The organism is Lonepinella sp. MS14434, assembly GCF_042468235.1.
Classification (GTDB): domain Bacteria; phylum Pseudomonadota; class Gammaproteobacteria; order Enterobacterales; family Pasteurellaceae; genus Lonepinella.
Genome location: NZ_CP170386.1, coordinates 1,677,543 through 1,697,386, shown reverse-complemented (window position 1 = coordinate 1,697,386; position 19,844 = coordinate 1,677,543). Strand labels below are relative to the sequence as shown.

Below are 19,844 nucleotides of genomic sequence, written 5' to 3'. Positions count from 1 at the left end.
AACTTATTTTACCAGAATATCGTCCTGGTAGCATATTTCTATCAGTAAATAAAGTGCTTTTAGATCTTTACCTGCTATTTTCTTGAAAGGTAGTAATAACCAGTAAGCCCAACGATAATACCAGAGTTTATTTAATGTGGCTTGCCAAATATGTTGTTCAGTATAGTTTTTGTAAGTGAGTATAGTTTGTCTAATTTGTTCTTTAGTAATAGCTTGTTCCCGACATAATCCAATAATAAAGAGAATGTTATCTTGTACTTGTTGTTGAGTAGGATTATTAGATACAGCATCTACTTCAAAATCAACAAAACTAACTAGACCATCTTTCCATAGAATGTCTTTAACGAAAGGTCTGCCATGAATTAGTTTCTGTTTATGTAATTTTGCTAATGCAATAGCACTATCATTTAGAATTTGTTGTTTTTGTTCGGGTGAAATATTTTTATCGGAAAGCCAATGGCTGACAGAAAGACCCGCATCTTCCATGACTAACATATTATCGTTAGCAATATAAATGTGTGGAATAGGCGCATTTTTTTGCTTTAGTTTTAATAAACGTTCTACTTCTCGATGGAAAGCTTTATGTGGGTAAATTTTAAGTAACCGTTGAGAACCTTTGGGTTTTTCTGGTTGTTTTAGCCAGTAACACTTATTCTCAAATTCAAAAGGATAAACTCGTTTATCTGGATGTTGAGAACATAGGGATTGAGCGTATTGTTCTAATGTCATTTGTTATCCGAATAAAATAAAAAATTAAATATAGCACTAAATAAGGAAAATATCATGACAAATTTTGCGGTTATTTATTCATATGCAAAATTTTTTAATATAGCAAAATATTGCAAAAACTACTGTGATCTAGGTAGCGTTTATGAAAAATAAATTTTGTTTTTCAAATGGTTATATTAATTGTTAATAAATTGTGTTATTAATAGTATATGAATTAATTTTTGGTGATTTCATAGGAGACTATGAGATTGTGAACTTGTCCTTTAGGTACTTTATGGAGGGATATATGTCAAATATACCTACAATTAATTTATATGAAAAATTAACATCTTTGCTCGGAGATATTCGATCGAAGAAATTATTTTCAGGCATCGGTATTTTTTATAATGACCATATGTTTGGTATTTATAAGAAAGGAGGTTTTTATCTTCGAGCCAAAGGTGATTTGGCGAACCAAGTCAAAAGTATTGGTGCTATTCCATGGGAACTGGATGGCGTGCCGAGTAATTTAAAGATTAGAGATTATTATCTGATTCCGAGTGATTACGTGATGGATAAAGATAAAAGTCTCATCTTAATTAAGATGATTAAAGCATCTTTACAGCAAATTGAATCAGAGAAACTTGCTGAAACCTTGGAAAGGGCGAAGCGAATTCGGAATTTACCAAATATGTCGCTAAAGTACGAACGTCTGTTGGGAAAGATCGGGATTGACACAATTTCTAAATTAAGAGAAGTTGGTGCAGCAGACGCTTATATATTAGTCAAATCCCAAGGACTTTTTGTGACGTCACATTTATTCTGGAAGACTTATGCAGCTTTAAAGAATAAGTACGTAGAATTATTAACGGAGAAAGAAAAAGAAGATGGCTTAAAAGAAGTGAATGAAAAACTTAACATGGCTGGATTTCGAGCAATGAAATATGAGCTATAGATTAAGTTTAAACAGGTGTATTGTTGATTTTATGTGCGAATAAGTGCTTTTTCAGAAAAATCTGCAAAAAAAACTTGCAAAGGTGAGTAAGATCACTATAATACGCCCCACACAACGACGCACAGTTGTGAAAACTGAAACTTTCTAACGTGCGTCGTTTTATTTTCGCTAAAATAAGCGAACGTTCTTTAACAATTTATCAGACAATCTGTGTGGGCACTTGTTGATTGACTAGTTTTAAAAAATTAAATAAAACTTGAAGTCTTAATAGGTGCTTAACTTAGAAATTCATTAACTTTTTGTTCTTTTGGGAATGAAAAGAAAGATTTAAAAGCAAGCAGTTTATTGAGCGATCGAACTTAAATTGAAGAGTTTGATCATGGCTCAGATTGAACGCTGGCGGCAGGCTTAACACATGCAAGTCGAACGGTAGCGGAAAGTACTTGTACTTTTCGTGAGAGTGGCGGACGGGTGAGTAATGCTTGGGGATCTGGCTTATGGAGGGGGATAACGACGGGAAACTGTCGCTAATACCGCGTAATATCTTCGGATTAAAGTATGGGATCGCAAGACCATATGCCATAAGATGAGCCCAAGTGGGATTAGGTAGTTGGTAGGGTAAAGGCCTACCAAGCCGACGATCTCTAGCTGGTCTGAGAGGATGACCAGCCACACTGGAACTGAGACACGGTCCAGACTCCTACGGGAGGCAGCAGTGGGGAATATTGCGCAATGGGGGGAACCCTGACGCAGCCATGCCGCGTGAATGAAGAAGGCCTTCGGGTTGTAAAGTTCTTTCGGTGGTGAGGAAGGCTAATAAGTGAATAGCTTATTAGATTGACGTTAACTACAGAAGAAGCACCGGCTAACTCCGTGCCAGCAGCCGCGGTAATACGGAGGGTGCGAGCGTTAATCGGAATAACTGGGCGTAAAGGGCACGCAGGCGGTTACTTAAGTGAGATGTGAAATCCCAGAGCTTAACTTTGGAATTGCATTTCAGACTGGGTAGCTAGAGTACTTTAGGGAGGGGTAGAATTCCACGTGTAGCGGTGAAATGCGTAGAGATGTGGAGGAATACCGAAGGCGAAGGCAGCCCCTTGGGAAGATACTGACGCTCATGTGCGAAAGCGTGGGGAGCAAACAGGATTAGATACCCTGGTAGTCCACGCTGTAAACGCTGTCGATTTGGGGATTGGTCTTTAAGACTGGTGCCCGTAGCAAACGTGATAAATCGACCGCCTGGGGAGTACGGCCGCAAGGTTAAAACTCAAATGAATTGACGGGGGCCCGCACAAGCGGTGGAGCATGTGGTTTAATTCGATGCAACGCGAAGAACCTTACCTACTCTTGACATCCATAGAATTTTTCAGAGATGAAAAAGCGCCTTCGGGAACTATGAGACAGGTGCTGCATGGCTGTCGTCAGCTCGTGTTGTGAAATGTTGGGTTAAGTCCCGCAACGAGCGCAACCCTTATCCTTTGTTGCCAGCATGTAAAGATGGGAACTCAAAGGAGACTGCCAGTGATAAACTGGAGGAAGGTGGGGATGACGTCAAGTCATCATGGCCCTTACGAGTAGGGCTACACACGTGCTACAATGGTGCATACAGAGGGCGGCAAACCTGCGAAGGGGAGCGAATCTCAGAAAGTGCATCGTAGTCCGGATTGGAGTCTGCAACTCGACTCCATGAAGTCGGAATCGCTAGTAATCGCAAATCAGAATGTTGCGGTGAATACGTTCCCGGGCCTTGTACACACCGCCCGTCACACCATGGGAGTGGGTTGTACCAGAAGTAGATAGCTTAACCGCAAGGGGGGCGTTTACCACGGTATGATTCATGACTGGGGTGAAGTCGTAACAAGGTAACCGTAGGGGAACCTGCGGTTGGATCACCTCCTTACCCAAAACGAGCGACAATAAGTGTCCACACAGATTGGCTGGTAATTGTAAACAAAGAAAAAAGAAAGCAACGAGAATTGCCCTACGGGTCTGTAGCTCAGGTGGTTAGAGCGCACCCCTGATAAGGGTGAGGTCGGTGGTTCAAGTCCACTCAGACCCACCACTCAAGCGGTGAAGCGAAAGCGAAATCACAGAGCGAGAGTGCGTAGGCAATGAAAATGGGGATATAGCTCAGCTGGGAGAGCGCCTGCCTTGCACGCAGGAGGTCAGCGGTTCGATCCCGCTTATCTCCACCAAAAAATCTTGTTGTTATCATCATTGTTAAGTTAACTAAATTAAAAAACAAAAAAATAAGTTGGTTTAACTAAGTTAATTTAACAATGATGATAGGCGAAAGCCGATAATCTTACTGTTCTTTAAAAAATTGGAAACAAGCTGAAAACTGAGAGATTTTCGGGTTAATTGATGAAAGTGAATTAACACAAGAAAGTCTGAGTAGAAGAAAAAATCTTGACTGAACAAAAGCAGTCAAGTGTTTAGTTGAAACGCAATATCAATTGTTCTAAAAAAACATTTGAGGTTGTATAGTTAAGAGACTAAGCGTACACGGTGGATGCCTAGGCAATCAGAGGCGAAGAAGGACGTGCTAATCTGCGAAAAGCTTGGATGAGTTGATAAGAGGCGTTTAATCCAAGATATCCGAATGGGGAAACCCGCTAGATGAAGAATCTAGCATCGTTATTTGAATACATAGAATAACGAAGCAAACCGGGAGAACTGAAACATCTAAGTACCCCGAGGAAAAGAAATCAACCGAGATTCTGTGAGTAGCGGCGAGCGAAAGCGGAGGAGCCGTTAGTAATAGCGATAAAACTAAGAGAATGAACTGGGAAGTTCAACGACACAGGGTGATAGTCCCGTATCTGAAAGTTATATTGTGGTACTAAGCTAACAAGAAGTAGGGCGGAACACGAGAAATTCTGTCTGAAGATAGGGGGACCATCCTCTAAGGCTAAATACTCCTGATTGACCGATAGTGAACCAGTACTGTGAAGGAAAGGCGAAAAGAACCCCAGCGAGGGGAGTGAAATAGAACCTGAAACCGTGTACGTACAAGCAGTGGGAGCCCGCAAGGGTGACTGCGTACCTTTTGTATAATGGGTCAGCGACTTATATTTTGTAGCGAGGTTAACTGAATAAGGGAGCCGAAGGGAAACCGAGTCTTAACTGGGCGGTGAGTTGCAAGGTATAGACCCGAAACCCGGTGATCTAGCCATGGGCAGGTTGAAGGTTGGGTAACACTAACTGGAGGACCGAACCGACTAATGTTGAAAAATTAGCGGATGACTTGTGGCTGGGGGTGAAAGGCCAATCAAACCGGGAGATAGCTGGTTCTCCCCGAAATCTATTTAGGTAGAGCCTTATGTGAATACCTTCGGGGGTAGAGCACTGTTTCGGCTAGGGGTCCATCCCGGATTACCAACCCGATGCAAACTGCGAATACCGAAGAGTAGTGCATAGGAGACACACGGTGGGTGCTAACGTCCATCGTGAAGAGGGAAACAACCCAGACCGCCAGCTAAGGTCCCAAAGTACTAGTTAAGTGGGAAACGAAGTGGGAAGGCTTAGACAGCTAGGATGTTGGCTTAGAAGCAGCCATCATTTAAAGAAAGCGTAATAGCTCACTAGTCGAGTCGGCCTGCGCGGAAGATGTAACGGGGCTAAAACTAGTCACCGAAGCTGCGGCATCAAGAGTAATCTTGTTGGGTAGGGGAGCGTTGTGTAAGCGGATGAAGGTGAGTCGAGAGGCTTGCTGGACGTATCACAAGTGCGAATGCTGACATAAGTAACGATAAAACGAGTGAAAAACTCGTTCGCCGGAAGACCAAGGGTTCCTGTCCAACGTTAATCGGGGCAGGGTGAGTCGGCCCCTAAGGCGAGGCTGAAAAGCGTAGTCGATGGGAAACGGGTTAATATTCCCGTACTTGGATAAATTGCGATGTGGGGACGGAGAAGGTTATGCAAGCAGCCTATTGGATGGCTGTTTAAGCGTGTAGGTGGGGAAACTAGGCAAATCCGGTTTCCCATTCAACACTAAGGCGTGATGACGAGCTCCTAAGGGAGCGAAGTTGTTGATACCACACTTCCAGGAAAAGCCACTAAGCTTCAGGTTTATCTAAACCGTACTGAAAACCGACACAGGTGGTCAGGTAGAGAATACTCAGGCGCTTGAGAGAACTCGGGTGAAGGAACTAGGCAAAATAGCACCGTAACTTCGGGAGAAGGTGCGCCGGCGTAGATTGTAGTCTTTTACAGATGAAGGTTGAACCGGTCGAAGATACCAGCTGGCTGCAACTGTTTATTAAAAACACAGCACTCTGCAAACACGAAAGTGGACGTATAGGGTGTGATGCCTGCCCGGTGCTGGAAGGTTAATTGATGGTGTAATCGCAAGAGAAGCACCTGATCGAAGCCCCAGTAAACGGCGGCCGTAACTATAACGGTCCTAAGGTAGCGAAATTCCTTGTCGGGTAAGTTCCGACCTGCACGAATGGCATAATGATGGCCAGGCTGTCTCCACCCGAGACTCAGTGAAATTGAAATCGCCGTGAAGATGCGGTGTACCCGCGGCTAGACGGAAAGACCCCGTGAACCTTTACTATAGCTTGACACTGAACCTTGAATTTTGATGTGTAGGATAGGTGGGAGTCAGAGAAACTTAAACGCCAGTTTGAGTGGAGACGACCTTGAAATACCACCCTTTAACGTTTGATGTTCTAACGAAATATCCGGAACGGGTATTCGGACAGTGTCTGGTGGGTAGTTTGACTGGGGCGGTCTCCTCCCAAAGAGTAACGGAGGAGCACGAAGGTTTGCTAATGACGGTCGGACATCGTCAGGTTAGTGCAATGGTAAAAGCAAGCTTAACTGCGAGACGGACAAGTCGAGCAGGTACGAAAGTAGGTCATAGTGATCCGGTGGTTCTGAATGGAAGGGCCATCGCTCAACGGATAAAAGGTACTCCGGGGATAACAGGCTGATACCGCCCAAGAGTTCATATCGACGGCGGTGTTTGGCACCTCGATGTCGGCTCATCACATCCTGGGGCTGAAGTAGGTCCCAAGGGTATGGCTGTTCGCCATTTAAAGTGGTACGCGAGCTGGGTTTAGAACGTCGTGAGACAGTTCGGTCCCTATCTGCCGTGGGCGTAGGAGAATTGGTTGGGGCTGCTCCTAGTACGAGAGGACCGGAGTGGACGCATCCCTGGTGTTCCAGTTGTGTCGCCAGACGCATTGCTGGGTAGCTACATGCGGAAGAGATAAGTGCTGAAAGCATCTAAGCACGAAACTTGCCAAGAGATGAGTTCTCCCACCCTATAAGGGTGTAAGGGTTGTTGAAGACTACGACGTAGATAGGTAACATGTGTAAGCGGTGTGAGCCGTTGAGCTAAGTTATACTAATTGCCCGAGAGACTTAACTATACAACGCTCAAGTGTTTTTGGGTGGATTAAGCTAAGAACTAAATAAAGCAGTACAGACAAAAGAAAATCGAACAGACAGCTTGTTTCAAATTTTAGAAGAAGACTAAAAAATAAGTAGGGTCGTGATTTAAAAGGCTCAATCATCAAAGGAATAATCCTGATGGTCATAATGCAGTAGTGCCACCTGACTCCATGCCGAACTCAGAAGTGAAATGCTGTAATGCCGATGGTAGTGTTGGGTTTCCCAATGTGAGAGTAGGTCGCCATCAGGTTTTTTATTATCAAGAGAAACCCCGGTTATGTGAGTAGCCGGGGTTTTGTTTTTTTGTATTGACCGACATTTTTAGGTATAGTAGACAAAATAGTTGGTTTTGATTATTTTTAATAATTAGAATCAACTATATTTATGCAAAAATTGAACGTGGTGAAAGTAAGTTAAGTTTGGAAAAGCTAGAGCAAATTGCTAATCTTTTTAATATGGATGCTTTGGAATTTATGAATGCCACCCAAAAGGGAGTATATTTCTTACACAATGATAGTGTTGATAATAATGTTGTTTATTATGGTCAAAATGATGAATCGTTACTCGCTGAAATTGAAAAATTAATGTTAAAATATAAAGATGACTTGTTAGAACAAAGACAACAAGAAATCAATAGGTTAGATAGAATTGTTAATTTGTTAGAACAAAAATAAATAAAAATCCATTATTGGGTATTATGCTATAAATTGAAACTACCTTTGATACAACTTTCAACAAAATTCCCCCAGTCATTCATCAAAGGTTTTCGGTGCTCAAGGAATGTTGAACGATTATAGGCATTACGCACTTGGTTTGTACTTCGGTGCGATAAACAGGCTTCAATGATTTCAACATTCACATCAATAAATTTTTCACTCAAATAGGCGTTAGCGATAGAACGTAAACCGTGTGATGTTAATTGCCTCTTATAACCCATTTGTTTAATCGTATTATTAGCAATCTGTGAACCTATTGGTTGTGATGGTTTCTTCATACTTTGAAAAATATAAGGACTACGACCTGTCATTTTTTGCAATTTTTGTAAAATCTTCACCGCTTGTGGAGATAATGGAATAGTAAATGCTCGTTTCATTTTCATACGTTCAGCGGGGATATGCCATAAGGCTTGCTCAAAATCAATTTCAGTCCATTTGGCATTAGACGCTTCTTTTGGTCTTGCCATTGTCAGCAATGAAAATTCAATCAAGGATTTGATGACTAAATCAGCGTGTGAATCACGCAATGCTGCAAAGAATTCAGGTAAATCTTCGGGGCGAATAGTAGGGTGATGTGTTACTTTAGAACGCACAAATGTGTCAGCAATATCAGCACATTTATTGAACTCAATAATACCACGATTAACAGCAAACCGCATAATTTCATTGATTGTTTGCAAAAGAGATATACCTGTTGAATTGACGCCACGGTTAAACAAGGGTTTAACCATTTCAGTGACTTGTAATGGTTTAATACTTGCAATTGGTAAATGACCGAGTTCAGGAAAAGCATAAAGCTCCAATCTACGCCAATAGTTATTTAGGGTTACTTGTTTGATTTCAGCGGATTTCTTTTGTTTCCATTGTTCGGCAATGGCTAAATATGTTGTGTTGCTTGTAACTTCTCTTGTTTTTCAGCTTTGATATGTTCTTGTGGATCAATATGATTGGCAAGCAGTTTTTTGTATTCATCTCGCAACGTACGAGCTTTTAATAACCCGATTGCTGGGTACATACCTAAAGCCATTTTTGTTCTTTTTTTGGTCACTGGGTGATAATAATTGAAACGCCACGATTTAGAACCCGTGGTTGAAATCAGTAAAAATAATCCACCACCATCAGTTATGTATATGGTTTATCGGTTGCCTTTGCCTTTTTTATTTCCGTATCAACAAGTTGATGAACTTTCTTAGCCATAAAATTCTCCCTTTACCGTTCCCCAATGTTTAATCATAAAACAGTTTTTTGACCTTCTTTAGTAACCTAAAAATTAAGCTGTCTGCCATTTAGATACCAAAATGGTTACTAAAAAACTGAATATTGATGATATATTCTGAATTATAATGAGTTACTGAAATCATGTAAATCCATTGATATACAAGGTATTGTGGTATTTTCTGATGTATGGTGAAATATCATAGCAATTTATATTAAAAAAATCCTTTATAAACATAATCTTATTCTTCTTAGATAATCCGTGATGAACAATCAGTTTTCCTTTAAGTTTACTAAATAAATTTTCTATGCGGTTTATTGTCTTATCCATATTTAATTCAGGATATTTCTCAAATGTAAATAAATAATCTTGATTATGTAATAAACTCGTATAAGCACTCCTTAATTTACGATGTTTAAATGGATAATGACCTTTTTCATTGGGGTATTCAGACCGTTCATCAATACAATCTTTATAATATACCAATAATGTAATTCACGATAGAATTCATTTTTTAAACTTGATTTTAATCTAGCTACTAATACTTTTAAGGCTATCCCAGCTTCTGATTTGGGGTTTCTTGTTAATTTTCTGGTCACAATAGCGACTTGATGAAATTGACATAATTGAATCGGTGTATCAAAAATATCTTTCAATAACCCACGTTTACCATCGCAGGTAATTGATTGTATTATATAGCCTTTCTCTCTAAATTGATTTATCGCCATAGCATAATAAACAGCCTTTTCTGTCTTTACAATTTGATGATAAATCACCTTTTTCGTATACAAATCCATAAAGATCATGACCCCAAAGTTTCTGCCAAAGAATGTAGTATCTATAATAAGATTTAGAGATTTGTTTTTGGGTTGATTTAACGAGGTTTTAGGGGCTTTTAATAAATATCGTTGAATGGTTCTAATTGAACAATGATATTTCTCGGCAAGCTGTTTATAAGATTGTTTTCCTTCAGTGTAATCTTGCCAAATTTTAATTGGATTTAATTTCTTTGTTAAGGAAAAAGTTTTATTACAAGATGTGCATTTATAGCGTTGAATATTATTTTGAATGCCATATCTCTGAATTGACGGATTTTGGCAAAAAGGGCAATTTTTTATTCATAATTCAAAAAAGTGGGTTAAAGCCAATTACTATAAGGCTTTAACCCACTTTTTACCAACTATTTTGTCTACTATGCCAATTTGTAGAAGATCAGAACTGATCTTCTACATTAGTCGTTAGTCTCACTTTTTGGGGGCAGATCTCTGTGTAAGGTCTAGGTTCTAGGCGTTCACATTTTCTTTTAAGAACGCTAACAGTTCATCTTTTGCAATCATCTGCTTTTCCCCTGTACGGCGGTTTTTATATTCAATTTCGCCATTCACTAGATTTTTCTCACCAATCACCACTTGGTGTGGTACACCGATCAATTCCATGTCCGCAAACATGACGCCAGGGCGTTCTTTGCGATCGTCAAAAATCACATCGACACCTTGCGATTGTAAAGTGCGGTATAAATCTTCGGAGAATTGTTGCACTGTGTCGGATTTGTGCATATTCATTGGCACAATCGCCACAGTAAATGGGGCAATCTCATCGCTTGACCAAATAATTCCACGCTCATCATGATGTTGTTCAATGGCAGCTGCCACTACACGAGTCACACCTACACCATAGCAACCCATCGTCATCACCAACGGTTTGCCGTCTTCGCCTTGCACGGTGGCTTTCATGGCTTCGGAATATTTAGTCCCCAGTTGGAAAATATGCCCCACTTCAATGCCTCGTTTAATTTGCAATGTGCCTTTTCCGTCTGGACTTGGATCACCCTCGACTACGTTACGCAAATCAAAGATTTCAGGCAACGCCACATCACGTTCCCAGTTCACATTGAAATAATGTTTGCCGTCAATATTCGCTCCCACACTAAAATCAGACATTAATGCCACGGAGCGATCAATCACCGCTGGAATCGGTAAATTCACGACACCGAGTGAACCCACACCTGCCCCAATTTTGGCTTTAATTGTTGCTTCGTCAGCAAATTCTAATGGATCAGCGACTAACGGGTGTTTTTGAGCTTTAACTTCATTTAATTCATGATCACCACGTAAGATTAAGGCGATTAACGGCTGTTCTTCTGTAGCCCCTTTTACAATCAAGGTTTTGGCGGTTTTCTCAATCGGCAGATTAAACTGTTCTACCAATTCCGCAATGGTTTTGGCATTTGGCGTATCCACTAATTCCATCGCTTTAGTTGGTTGTGAACGTTCACCTACCGCCACCGCTTCCGCTAATTCAATATTGGCGGCAAAATCACTTTCGGTAGAAAATACCACATCATCTTCACCGCTTTGAGCCAGCACTTGAAACTCATGTGATGCGGAACCACCGATTGAACCTGTATCCGCTTGTACTGCACGGAAATCTAAGTTTAGCCGATTGAAAATATTGCTATAAACCTGATACATCACATCATAAGTTTGTTGTAAACTTTCTTTCGTGGTGTGGAAAGAATAAGCGTCTTTCATCACAAATTCACGGGAACGCATTACGCCAAAACGTGGGCGAACTTCGTCACGGAATTTGGTTTGAATTTGATATAAATTCAGCGGTAACTGTTTATAAGAACTGATTTCACGGCGAACTAAATCGGTGATCACTTCTTCGTGAGTAGGTCCTAACACAAAATCACGTTTACCACGATCAGTAAAACGCAATAGCTCTGCACCATAATCCTGCCAACGCCCTGATTCTTGCCAAAGTTCGGCAGGTTGTACCACTGGCATAAGCACTTCAATGGCTCCACCTTTGTTCATTTCTTCACGAATAATATTTTCAACTTTTTTCAATACCTTAACACCTGTTGGCAACCAGTTATATAAGCCAGATGCTATCGGGCGAATCATACCTGCTCTTAGCATTAACTGATGGCTCACCACTTGAGCATCATTCGGGGTTTCTTTTAGCGTTGAAAATAAATATTGACTTGTACGCATCTGTTTTCCTAATAATTTTTTATCTATTCAAAATGTGCGGTATTCTATCATTAAATCTGGCGATTGTGATAACCAGTTAATAAATCTTGCCAATTTTGCGTGCTAAATTGAATTTTCATCCGTTCAATTTCCTTATGAAAAGAACGCTGTAATCGTTCAAGATTGCCTTGTTTCCAAAAATCCCCTGATTTTTCACCGCACTTATCAAAATCTAACAACCAACATTTTTGCCCTGTTGCTGTCTGTTGGAGCAAAATATTATGGGCGTTTAAATCCGTATGGCAAATTTGTAAATCGTGCAATTGGCGAATTAAGCCGCCAATCTGTTGCCAAATTTCTGAGGGCAAGGTTTGATGTTGTAAAAGTGCGGTTAAATCCTGAGCATTTTCGATCTTTTCCATCAAAATATCGGCACGATAACAAATACCTAACTTACCTTTTTCAACGACCGCCATAATTGGCTTCGGCACAGGCAAACCCGCTAAGTATAATTTTTGCAACAAACGTAATTCGGCAAAACTGCGGGTTTGTGAAAGTACGGTAAAACGGTAGCGATCTCGAATAATTTTACCCCATAATCCGCCACGATAATAATGGCGTAAGCTCACATTCACACCGAATAAATCTTCGGTTTGTAAAAAGTAAGTGGTGCCACGTCCTTTGGCGGTGCCTGAAACTCGCTCTTTTTTTAACCAGTAATCTGGATTAAAAAATTGACGATAATCGAGTTCAGCATAACTGTCATTCGCTAATAAAAAAAAGCAATTTTGATCTTGTCGTTCAATCATTTTATATTCCTTGTTGGCGTTCGCATCATTCTACTTTAAAATAGTTATGTTTCGCAAAAAATAAGGATCTTTTTTTATGCCCCTTTTTAGCCAACAACAACCCCCTAGATCCCTATGCGTTCTACGCCTTTCCGCCATTGGTGATATTACGCATACTTTAGCCGTGGTACAAGAAATTGCTCGTTTTTATCCTGCTTGTCAAATCACTTGGATTGTGGGAAAGGTGGAGTATGCGTTATTATCGCAAGTCATGCCTGAAAATCCGCCTATTGATTTAGTTATATTTGATAAAAAAACAGGTTGGCGAGGCGTTTTTGCTTTATGGAAACAGCTAAGAAATCAATCATTTGATGCTTTATTAAATATGCAAACCGCTTTCCGTGCATCTATTTTATCTTTAGGTATTAAAGCCAAATATAAAATCGGTTTTGGTAAAAAACGCTCAAGAGAGGGACAATGTTTTTTTGTTAATCAACGGGTGAATGATCCCGAAAATCCCCATGTGTTAGACGGTTTTATGGCATTTGCCGAAAAAATTGGCGTAGCAAAATTTACCCCGCATTGGCAATTAAATCTTTCTTTGCCAGCACAACAAAAGGCAAAAACCTTTATTCAACCAAACCAACGCAATCTGATTATTTCCCCTTGTTCCAGTAAAGCGGAAAAAGATTGGCTGATTGAACGCTATGCGGAGCTCGCCAATGTTGCCACTCAACAAGGTATTAACGTGATTTTATGTGGTTCTCCTGCTTCACGAGAAATGGAAATTTGCCAAAAAATCACCGCACTTTGTGATAATCAGATAACCAATGCGTGCGGAAAAACGAGTTTAGCTGAATTGACCGCTTTAATCCAACAAGCAGATTTAGTGATCGCACCCGATAGTGGTCCTGCTCATATTGCCACCATGGTGGGAACACCTGTTATCGGTCTGTATGCTTATCATAATCCTTGGCGAACAGGTCCTTATCATAATTTGGATAATGTGATTTCGGTCTATGAGCAAAATGCGTTTAAAGAATTTCATAAGCCGTCTAGTGAATTACCATGGGCAACCAAATTATCAGGTAAAAATTTGATGGCAGAAATTGAAGTGAAAGATGTGGTGAATGAAATGCGGAAATTGGGGTTTTAAAGCAAGTTAGGGTACGTTTGAACGCACCCTAATCCTATTTTTTTATCTCGCTTGTTACAAGGTTTTAGCTAATTTTTTCAAATAGTCTTTGAACAGTTTGCCTAATTTTTCATGTTGTAAACCATATTCCACAAAGGCTTGCATATAACCAATTTTATCACCGCAGTCGAAAGATTCTCCCGTCATGTGGAAAGCCTCCACGGTTTCTTTTTCGATAAGCATATCAATGGAATCAGTTAATTGAATTTCATCACCGACACCAACTGGCGTTTTTTCTAATAAACGCCAAATTCCCGCTGAAAATACATAACGCCCTACTACTGCAAGATTAGACGGTGCTTTTTCTACACTTGGTTTTTCTACCATACGAGCAATTTTGGCACTTTCACCACCAGCAAATTCCACACCGTCACAGTCTGCAATACCGTAACTACTCACGTCTTTTGGATCCACTGGGGCAACCATAATTTGACTATTGCCCGTTTCTTTAAAGCGTTTGATCATAGCGGCAAGATTTTCAGTTTTTTGGTTAGCTGTAAAATCCGCTAACAGCACATCAGGCAACACCACGGCAAAAGGCTCATTACCCACCACAGGACGACCACATAAAACGGCGTGTCCCAAGCCTTTGGCATTGCCTTGGCGAACGTGCATAATGGTCACATCTTTCGGGCAAATAGCACGCACTTCTTCCAATAACTGGCGTTTTACACGCTTCTCTAACATCGTTTCTAACTCAAAAGATGTGTCGAAATGGTTTTCAATAGCATTTTTAGAAGAATGCGTCACTAGCACGATTTCTTTTACACCAGCGTTGACACATTCGTTGACTACATATTGAATTAATGGTTTATCCACTAAAGTAAGCATTTCTTTTGGAATGGCTTTGGTGGCAGGTAACATTCGCGTACCTAAGCCAGCCACAGGAATAATGACTTTCATTTTTTGTCCTTTACTCATTATAAAATAACCGCACTTTTTTAAAGTGCGGTCAATATTAACAAGATTTTTTATTGACGCAACAACGCCAAAATCTCATCCGTTTTCTCTTGCATCAACACTTTATCCCCACGGGTTTCAAGGTTCAAACGCACCACGGGTTCAGTATTTGAACTACGTAAATTGAAACGCCAGTTTGGATATTCAATGCTAATGCCGTCAATTTCATTGACACTCACCGCATCTTTTTCATAGGCAGCACGTACACGAGCAATTGATGCTTTGGCATCGGTTAATTTGCTGTTGATTTCACCTGGTGATGGATAAGTATTAATGCTTTCTGTCACTAATTGACCTAAGGATTTACCTGTTGTGCTAACTAATTCCATCACTAATAACCAAGGCACCATACCACTATCACAATAGTAGAAATCACGGAAATAATGGTGTGCTGACATTTCGCCACCGTAAACCGCATCGACTTCACGCATTTTTTCCTTAATGAAAGAATGACCTGATTTCGACATGACAGGTTCTCCACCGTTAGCGGATACTAATTTCTCAGTATTCCAGATTAAACGAGGATCGTAGATAATCTTCGCCCCTTTTTGTTTTTGGGTGAAAGCCTGACCTAATAGACCGACCACATAATAACCCTCAATGAAGCCACCGTTTTCATCAAAGAAGAAACAACGGTCGAAGTCACCGTCAAAGGCAATCCCCATATCGGCTTTGTGTTTTAATACCGCATCAATGGTATCTTGGCGGTTTTCGTGTAAAATTGGGTTAGGAATACCATGTGGGAAAGTACCGTCTGGATTATTATGCACCTTAATAAATTCCACTGGCACACGGCGAGCTTTAAATTGTGCTTCAATCGCATCCACTACATGACCTGCCGCACCATTACCTGAGTTAATCACTAATTTTAATGGTTTGATATTATCTAGGTTTACATAAGAAAGTAAACGTTCAACATAATCACCAATCACCGATTGTTGTTTATATTGACCACGTTGCGTTACCGCAGGGAAATTATTTTCTTCCGCTAAACGTTGAATATCAGCGAGTCCTGTGTCTGCACTAATTGGGCGAGATCCTTCACGCACTAATTTCATGCCGTTATAATCCATCGGATTGTGACTTGCGGTGACTTCAATACCACCATCAGCTTTTAAGAATGAAGTAGCGAAATAAACTTCTTCGGTACCGACTTCACCTAAATCAATCACGTCAACGCCAGAATCTAATAAGCCATTTGTTACTGCACTTTTCAGCTCTTTACTGGTTAAACGTACGTCACCACCCACCACAATATTTTTTGGCTTTAAGAATTGACCAAAGGCACGACCAATGCGATAGGCAATATCAACATTTAGTTCATCACCTAAACGGCCACGAATATCGTAGGCTTTAAAGCAAGTTAATTTACTCATAGATTCTCCTTATTCAACCTCTGAATGTTTTTCATTTTGAGATTGCTTGATACGTTGATAGATTTCTTCCCGATGAACGGAAACGTCTTTTGGTGCTTTTACACCGATTTTTACTTGATTACCACGGACATTTAACACTGTGATTTCAATATCATCGCCAATGAGTAAGCTTTCACCCAGTTTCCTTGTCAAAACTAGCATATACTTCTTCCTTTTATATGATTATATCTGTCTTGTGCCATAGTCTGTGGATGTTTCACTTTGTCTTCCGTTAGAAAGAAAAATAAAACCTCCACAATACCTATCAACTTCCCTATTGATAACCAGTCTTATAAATTAAAACAAGACATGCATAATGCGACACTTACAAATTTACTTTTAACCAATCTAATGCAACATTTAATGCGTTGGCTACATTTTCAGGTTGTACGCCACCAGCCATCGCCATATCTGGACGACCGCCACCTTTGCCCCCTACTTGTTGAGCCATTAGATTGACTAATTCACCTGCTTTTACTTTGCTTGTAATATCTGCTGTAACACCCACAATTAGATTAACCTTTTCTTCTACAACAGAAGCAAAAGCAATCACAGCAGATCCGAGTTGATTTTTCAAATCATCTACCATCACACGCAATGCTTTGGTATCGATACCATCCAATCGTTGTACGATTACCGAAATTCCATTAATTTTCACCGCACTTTGAGCTAAATTCGCTCCTGCTTGTACGGCAGCTTTTTGTTTTAATTGTTGCAATTCTTTTTCTGTTTTCTTAGCTTTTTCTTGCAACTGATAAATTTTCTCTGCTAATGATGTGACATCAGATTTTAATGCGTCCGCTACTTGTCCTAAAATAGCTTGTTGATTATGTAACCAAGCCATCGCACCCTCACCTGTAACGGCTTCCACCCGACGAATGCCGGCAGCGACTGCACTTTCTGACACCAATTTAAATAACCCAATATCCCCCGTGCGTTGTACGTGTAATCCACCACAAAGTTCAATCGAGAATGGACTCATGGTAACAACACGAACCACGTCGCCATATTTCTCTCCGAACAACGCCATAGCATCTTTTGCTTTGGCTTGTTCAATCCCCATTTCTTCGGTTAACACAGGGTGATTTGCTCGAATATGGAAATTGACGATACGTTCCACTTCCGCAAGCTGTTGTTTACTGATTGCTTCAGGTTGCACAAAGTCAAAACGTAAACCCACATCAGACACTAACGATCCTTTCTGTGCCACATGCTCGCCTAATACTTGACGCAATGCAGAATGTAGTAAGTGAGTTGCACTATGGTTTAATCTAGTATGCTGACGACGTTCATTATTCACAATCGCATCAACACTATCGCCTACCGACAATGAACCTACCGTCAATTCACCAATATGTCCAAACACTTGACCATATTTTTGAGTATCTTTCACATCAAATTGACAATTATTATTGACCAACTCTCCGCTATCACCAATCTGACCACCCATTTCCGCATAGAATGGCGTATTTTCTAAAATAACCACAGCACTTTGTCCTGCGGTAATACTATCCACTGATTTGCCGTCATGGAAAAGTGCGGTGACTTTTGCCTGACTTTCTGCTTTGTTATAACCTTCAAATTGGGTTGTACCATCGACACGAATAACATTGTTATAATCCATACCGAACTGGCTGGCAGACTGCGCTCGCAAACGTTGAGCTTCCATTTCTTTATCAAAGCCTGCTTCATCAATTTGAATATTGCGTTCACGACACACATCAGCAGTTAAATCCAATGGGAAGCCGTAAGTATCATATAATTTAAATGCCACTTCACCAGACAATACGCCGTCTTTAACATTTACCAAGGCATCATCTAATAAAGTCAAACCACGCTCTAAAGTACGAGCAAATTGTTCTTCCTCCAAACGTAACAGTTTTTCTACGTTGGCTTGTTTTTCTTTCACAATTTTCGCTGCATCAGCCATGACCTCAATTAAAGTAGGCACCAATTTATAAAAGAACGTTTCTTTAGCACCTAACAAATGTCCATGACGAACTGCACGGCGAATAATACGGCGTAATACATACCCACGCCCTTCGTTAGATGGAATCACGCCGTCAGCAATTAAATAAGCACAAGAACGAATGTGATCGGCAATCACACGTAAAGATTTATTGGTTAAATCTTTAGTACCAACAATTTCTGCTACTTTGGCAATTAAGGTTTGGAAAATATCAATTTCATAGTTGGAATTAACATGCTGCATAACGGCAGTCATACGCTCTAAGCCCATACCTGTATCGACAGACGGTCTTGGCAATTTTTCTAATGTCCCATCAGCCAAACGGTTAAATTGCATAAATACAATATTCCACACTTCAATATAACGGTCGCCGTCTTCTTCAGGCGAACCTGGTAAACCACCCCAATGTTGCTCACCATGATCGTAGAAAATCTCAGTACAAGGTCCGCATGGTCCAGTATCGCCCATTGCCCAGAAGTTATCAGAATTGTACGCACCACCTTTGTTATCGCCAATGCGAATAATATGTTCTGCTGGCACACCCATTTGTTGATGCCAAATATTATAGGCTTCGTCATCGGTTTCATACACGGTAACATACAGTTTTTCTTTTGGTAAACCTAACCATTGTGGGGAAGTTAAATATTCCCAACCAAAAGCAATGGCATCTTGTTTAAAATAATCACCGAAACTGAAATTCCCCATCATTTCAAAGAATGTATGATGACGAGCGGTATAGCCCACATTTTCTAAATCATTATGCTTTCCCCCTGCTCGCACACAACGTTGTGCAGTAGTGGCACGAGAATAAGCACGTTTTTCTAAACCAAGAAAAACATCTTTAAATTGGTTCATCCCAGCGTTAGTAAAAAGTAAAGTGGGATCGTTTTCAGGTACAAGAGAACTACTTTCTACTACCTGATGACCTTTACTGTGAAAAAAATCTAAAAAGGATTGTCTAATTTCTGCTGTCGTTTTCATAAATAATAATTGTTGTTTAATGTAAATAAATTACTGCTATTGTTACACATTTTTTGTCTTTATAGAATGGCTTTCTTGCTTATTTTTTTGCTCTTGCTAACAAAGCATCTTGTACTGGTGGTGGCACAAATTGTGCCACATCACCATGGTGTAAATAAACCTCTCTTACCATAGTAGAAGACACATAAGACCAGCATTCACTCGGTGGTAAAAATAAACTTTCTACCCCATTGGTCAAAGCACGATTTAAATATGCCAACTGCAATTCATACTCAAAATCTGCGGTTGTTCGAACACCTCGAATAATGGCTGTTATCTCAAGCTGCTGTATTACATTTGCCAATAAATCAGAAAACCCTATAACCTGCACATTTGGCAAGTGAGCAATCGATTGCTTAATTAACTGAACCCGTTGTTCTAATTCAAATAATGGTTGCTTCCTTGGATTTTCAGCCACCGCCACAATAACCTCAGAAAAAAGCACCGCACTTCGGCTAATAATATCTAAATGTCCATTCGTCATCGGATCGAACGTACCAGGGTAAATCACACTTGCCATA

At 40.3% G+C, this 19,844-nt stretch carries 14 protein-coding genes, 2 tRNA genes and 3 rRNA genes; 8 read left to right on the top strand and 11 right to left on the bottom strand.

The features are described 5' to 3' along the window. Nucleotides 1-3: 3 nt before the first annotated feature. A complete protein-coding gene (locus O1Q79_RS08210) occupies nucleotides 4-729 on the bottom strand; it encodes an RIO1 family regulatory kinase/ATPase (protein ID WP_386691604.1) in 726 nt (241 codons plus the stop codon). Nucleotides 730-1,015: 286 nt separating this feature from the next. Here O1Q79_RS08210 and O1Q79_RS08205 point away from each other — a divergent pair, with 286 nt between their 5' ends. The 7 genes from O1Q79_RS08205 (at nucleotide 1,016) to O1Q79_RS08175 (ending at nucleotide 7,740) form a co-directional block, all read left to right on the top strand. Next, a complete protein-coding gene (locus tag O1Q79_RS08205; protein WP_386691602.1) occupies nucleotides 1,016-1,663 on the top strand; it encodes a TfoX/Sxy family DNA transformation protein in 648 nt (215 codons plus the stop codon). A gap of 361 nt (nucleotides 1,664-2,024) precedes the next feature. Next, nucleotides 2,025-3,563, top strand: a 16S ribosomal RNA gene (locus O1Q79_RS08200). 85 nt (nucleotides 3,564-3,648) lie between these two features. Next, nucleotides 3,649-3,725, top strand: a tRNA-Ile gene (locus O1Q79_RS08195). A gap of 57 nt (nucleotides 3,726-3,782) precedes the next feature. Next, nucleotides 3,783-3,858, top strand: a tRNA-Ala gene (locus tag O1Q79_RS08190). 290 nt (nucleotides 3,859-4,148) lie between these two features. Then, nucleotides 4,149-7,044, top strand: a 23S ribosomal RNA gene (locus O1Q79_RS08185). Nucleotides 7,045-7,200: 156 nt separating this feature from the next. Continuing rightward, nucleotides 7,201-7,316: ribosomal RNA gene (rrf, locus tag O1Q79_RS08180) — 5S ribosomal RNA — on the top strand. The 16S, 23S and 5S rRNA genes sit together here with 2 tRNA genes alongside, the layout of an rRNA operon. Before the next feature lie 169 nt (nucleotides 7,317-7,485). Further along, the gene (locus O1Q79_RS08175; protein WP_386691600.1) at nucleotides 7,486-7,740 is read left to right on the top strand and encodes a DNA-binding protein; all 255 of its coding nucleotides are present in this window, start codon (nucleotides 7,486-7,488) and stop codon (nucleotides 7,738-7,740) included. 26 nt (nucleotides 7,741-7,766) lie between these two features. Here the strand turns inward: O1Q79_RS08175 and O1Q79_RS08170 are convergent, their stop codons facing one another. The 5 genes from O1Q79_RS08170 to O1Q79_RS08150 form a co-directional block, all read right to left on the bottom strand. After that, nucleotides 7,767-8,621 carry a tyrosine-type recombinase/integrase gene (locus O1Q79_RS08170; protein WP_386693375.1) on the bottom strand — a complete coding sequence of 285 codons (855 nt, stop codon included), beginning with the start codon at nucleotides 8,619-8,621 and terminating at the stop codon, nucleotides 7,767-7,769. A 38-nt stretch (nucleotides 8,622-8,659) separates the two neighbouring features. Beyond that, the gene (locus O1Q79_RS08165; protein ID WP_386693374.1) at nucleotides 8,660-8,878 is read right to left on the bottom strand and encodes an integrase arm-type DNA-binding domain-containing protein; all 219 of its coding nucleotides are present in this window, start codon (nucleotides 8,876-8,878) and stop codon (nucleotides 8,660-8,662) included. A gap of 521 nt (nucleotides 8,879-9,399) precedes the next feature. Beyond that, nucleotides 9,400-9,795 (bottom strand): 1,4-dihydroxy-6-naphthoate synthase, encoded by a 396-nt coding sequence (locus tag O1Q79_RS08160; protein WP_386691598.1) that lies wholly within the window; start codon nucleotides 9,793-9,795, stop codon nucleotides 9,400-9,402. A gap of 486 nt (nucleotides 9,796-10,281) precedes the next feature. Further along, nucleotides 10,282-11,997 carry a proline--tRNA ligase gene (proS, locus tag O1Q79_RS08155; protein WP_386691596.1) on the bottom strand — a complete coding sequence of 572 codons (1,716 nt, stop codon included), beginning with the start codon at nucleotides 11,995-11,997 and terminating at the stop codon, nucleotides 10,282-10,284. Between the two features lie 50 nt (nucleotides 11,998-12,047). Further along, nucleotides 12,048-12,785, bottom strand: coding sequence for a 3-deoxy-D-manno-octulosonic acid kinase (locus O1Q79_RS08150; RefSeq protein WP_386691594.1), 738 nt, complete (start codon nucleotides 12,783-12,785; stop codon nucleotides 12,048-12,050). Nucleotides 12,786-12,861: 76 nt separating this feature from the next. Here O1Q79_RS08150 and O1Q79_RS08145 point away from each other — a divergent pair, with 76 nt between their 5' ends. Next, nucleotides 12,862-13,920, top strand: coding sequence for a glycosyltransferase family 9 protein (locus O1Q79_RS08145; RefSeq protein WP_386691592.1), 1,059 nt, complete (start codon nucleotides 12,862-12,864; stop codon nucleotides 13,918-13,920). A 54-nt stretch (nucleotides 13,921-13,974) separates the two neighbouring features. Here the strand turns inward: O1Q79_RS08145 and galU are convergent, their stop codons facing one another. From galU to coaD, 5 genes are all read right to left on the bottom strand, one after another. After that, complete coding sequence (galU, locus tag O1Q79_RS08140; protein ID WP_386691590.1) at nucleotides 13,975-14,862, bottom strand: UTP--glucose-1-phosphate uridylyltransferase GalU; 888 nt, start codon at nucleotides 14,860-14,862, stop codon at nucleotides 13,975-13,977. A gap of 68 nt (nucleotides 14,863-14,930) precedes the next feature. Then, complete coding sequence (locus O1Q79_RS08135; protein WP_386689141.1) at nucleotides 14,931-16,295, bottom strand: phosphomannomutase CpsG; 1,365 nt, start codon at nucleotides 16,293-16,295, stop codon at nucleotides 14,931-14,933. Between the two features lie 9 nt (nucleotides 16,296-16,304). Next, nucleotides 16,305-16,496, bottom strand: coding sequence for a carbon storage regulator CsrA (gene csrA, locus O1Q79_RS08130; protein WP_386689139.1), 192 nt, complete (start codon nucleotides 16,494-16,496; stop codon nucleotides 16,305-16,307). Nucleotides 16,497-16,659: 163 nt separating this feature from the next. After that, nucleotides 16,660-19,284 carry an alanine--tRNA ligase gene (gene alaS / locus O1Q79_RS08125; protein WP_386691588.1) on the bottom strand — a complete coding sequence of 875 codons (2,625 nt, stop codon included), beginning with the start codon at nucleotides 19,282-19,284 and terminating at the stop codon, nucleotides 16,660-16,662. Nucleotides 19,285-19,363: 79 nt separating this feature from the next. Beyond that, a complete protein-coding gene (gene coaD / locus O1Q79_RS08120) occupies nucleotides 19,364-19,843 on the bottom strand; it encodes a pantetheine-phosphate adenylyltransferase (protein WP_386689135.1) in 480 nt (159 codons plus the stop codon). Between the last annotated feature and the right edge of the window lies 1 nt (nucleotide 19,844).

Excerpts from the sequence above, each read along its gene's own strand:
- O1Q79_RS08150 (WP_386691594.1), bottom strand. The coding sequence starts at position 12,785 with ATGATTGAACGACAAGATCAAAATTGCTTTTTTTTATTAGCGAATGAC.
- csrA (WP_386689139.1), bottom strand. The coding sequence starts at position 16,496 with ATGCTAGTTTTGACAAGGAAACTGGGTGAAAGCTTACTCATTGGCGAT.
- galU (WP_386691590.1), bottom strand. The coding sequence starts at position 14,862 with ATGAAAGTCATTATTCCTGTGGCTGGCTTAGGTACGCGAATGTTACCT.
- O1Q79_RS08210 (WP_386691604.1), bottom strand. The coding sequence starts at position 729 with ATGACATTAGAACAATACGCTCAATCCCTATGTTCTCAACATCCAGAT.
- O1Q79_RS08160 (WP_386691598.1), bottom strand. The coding sequence starts at position 9,795 with ATGGATTTGTATACGAAAAAGGTGATTTATCATCAAATTGTAAAGACA.
- O1Q79_RS08145 (WP_386691592.1), top strand. The coding sequence starts at position 12,862 with ATGCCCCTTTTTAGCCAACAACAACCCCCTAGATCCCTATGCGTTCTA.
- O1Q79_RS08205 (WP_386691602.1), top strand. The coding sequence starts at position 1,016 with ATGTCAAATATACCTACAATTAATTTATATGAAAAATTAACATCTTTG.
- coaD (WP_386689135.1), bottom strand. The coding sequence starts at position 19,843 with ATGGCAAGTGTGATTTACCCTGGTACGTTCGATCCGATGACGAATGGA.
- proS (WP_386691596.1), bottom strand. The coding sequence starts at position 11,997 with ATGCGTACAAGTCAATATTTATTTTCAACGCTAAAAGAAACCCCGAAT.
- alaS (WP_386691588.1), bottom strand. The coding sequence starts at position 19,284 with ATGAAAACGACAGCAGAAATTAGACAATCCTTTTTAGATTTTTTTCAC.
- O1Q79_RS08135 (WP_386689141.1), bottom strand. The coding sequence starts at position 16,295 with ATGAGTAAATTAACTTGCTTTAAAGCCTACGATATTCGTGGCCGTTTA.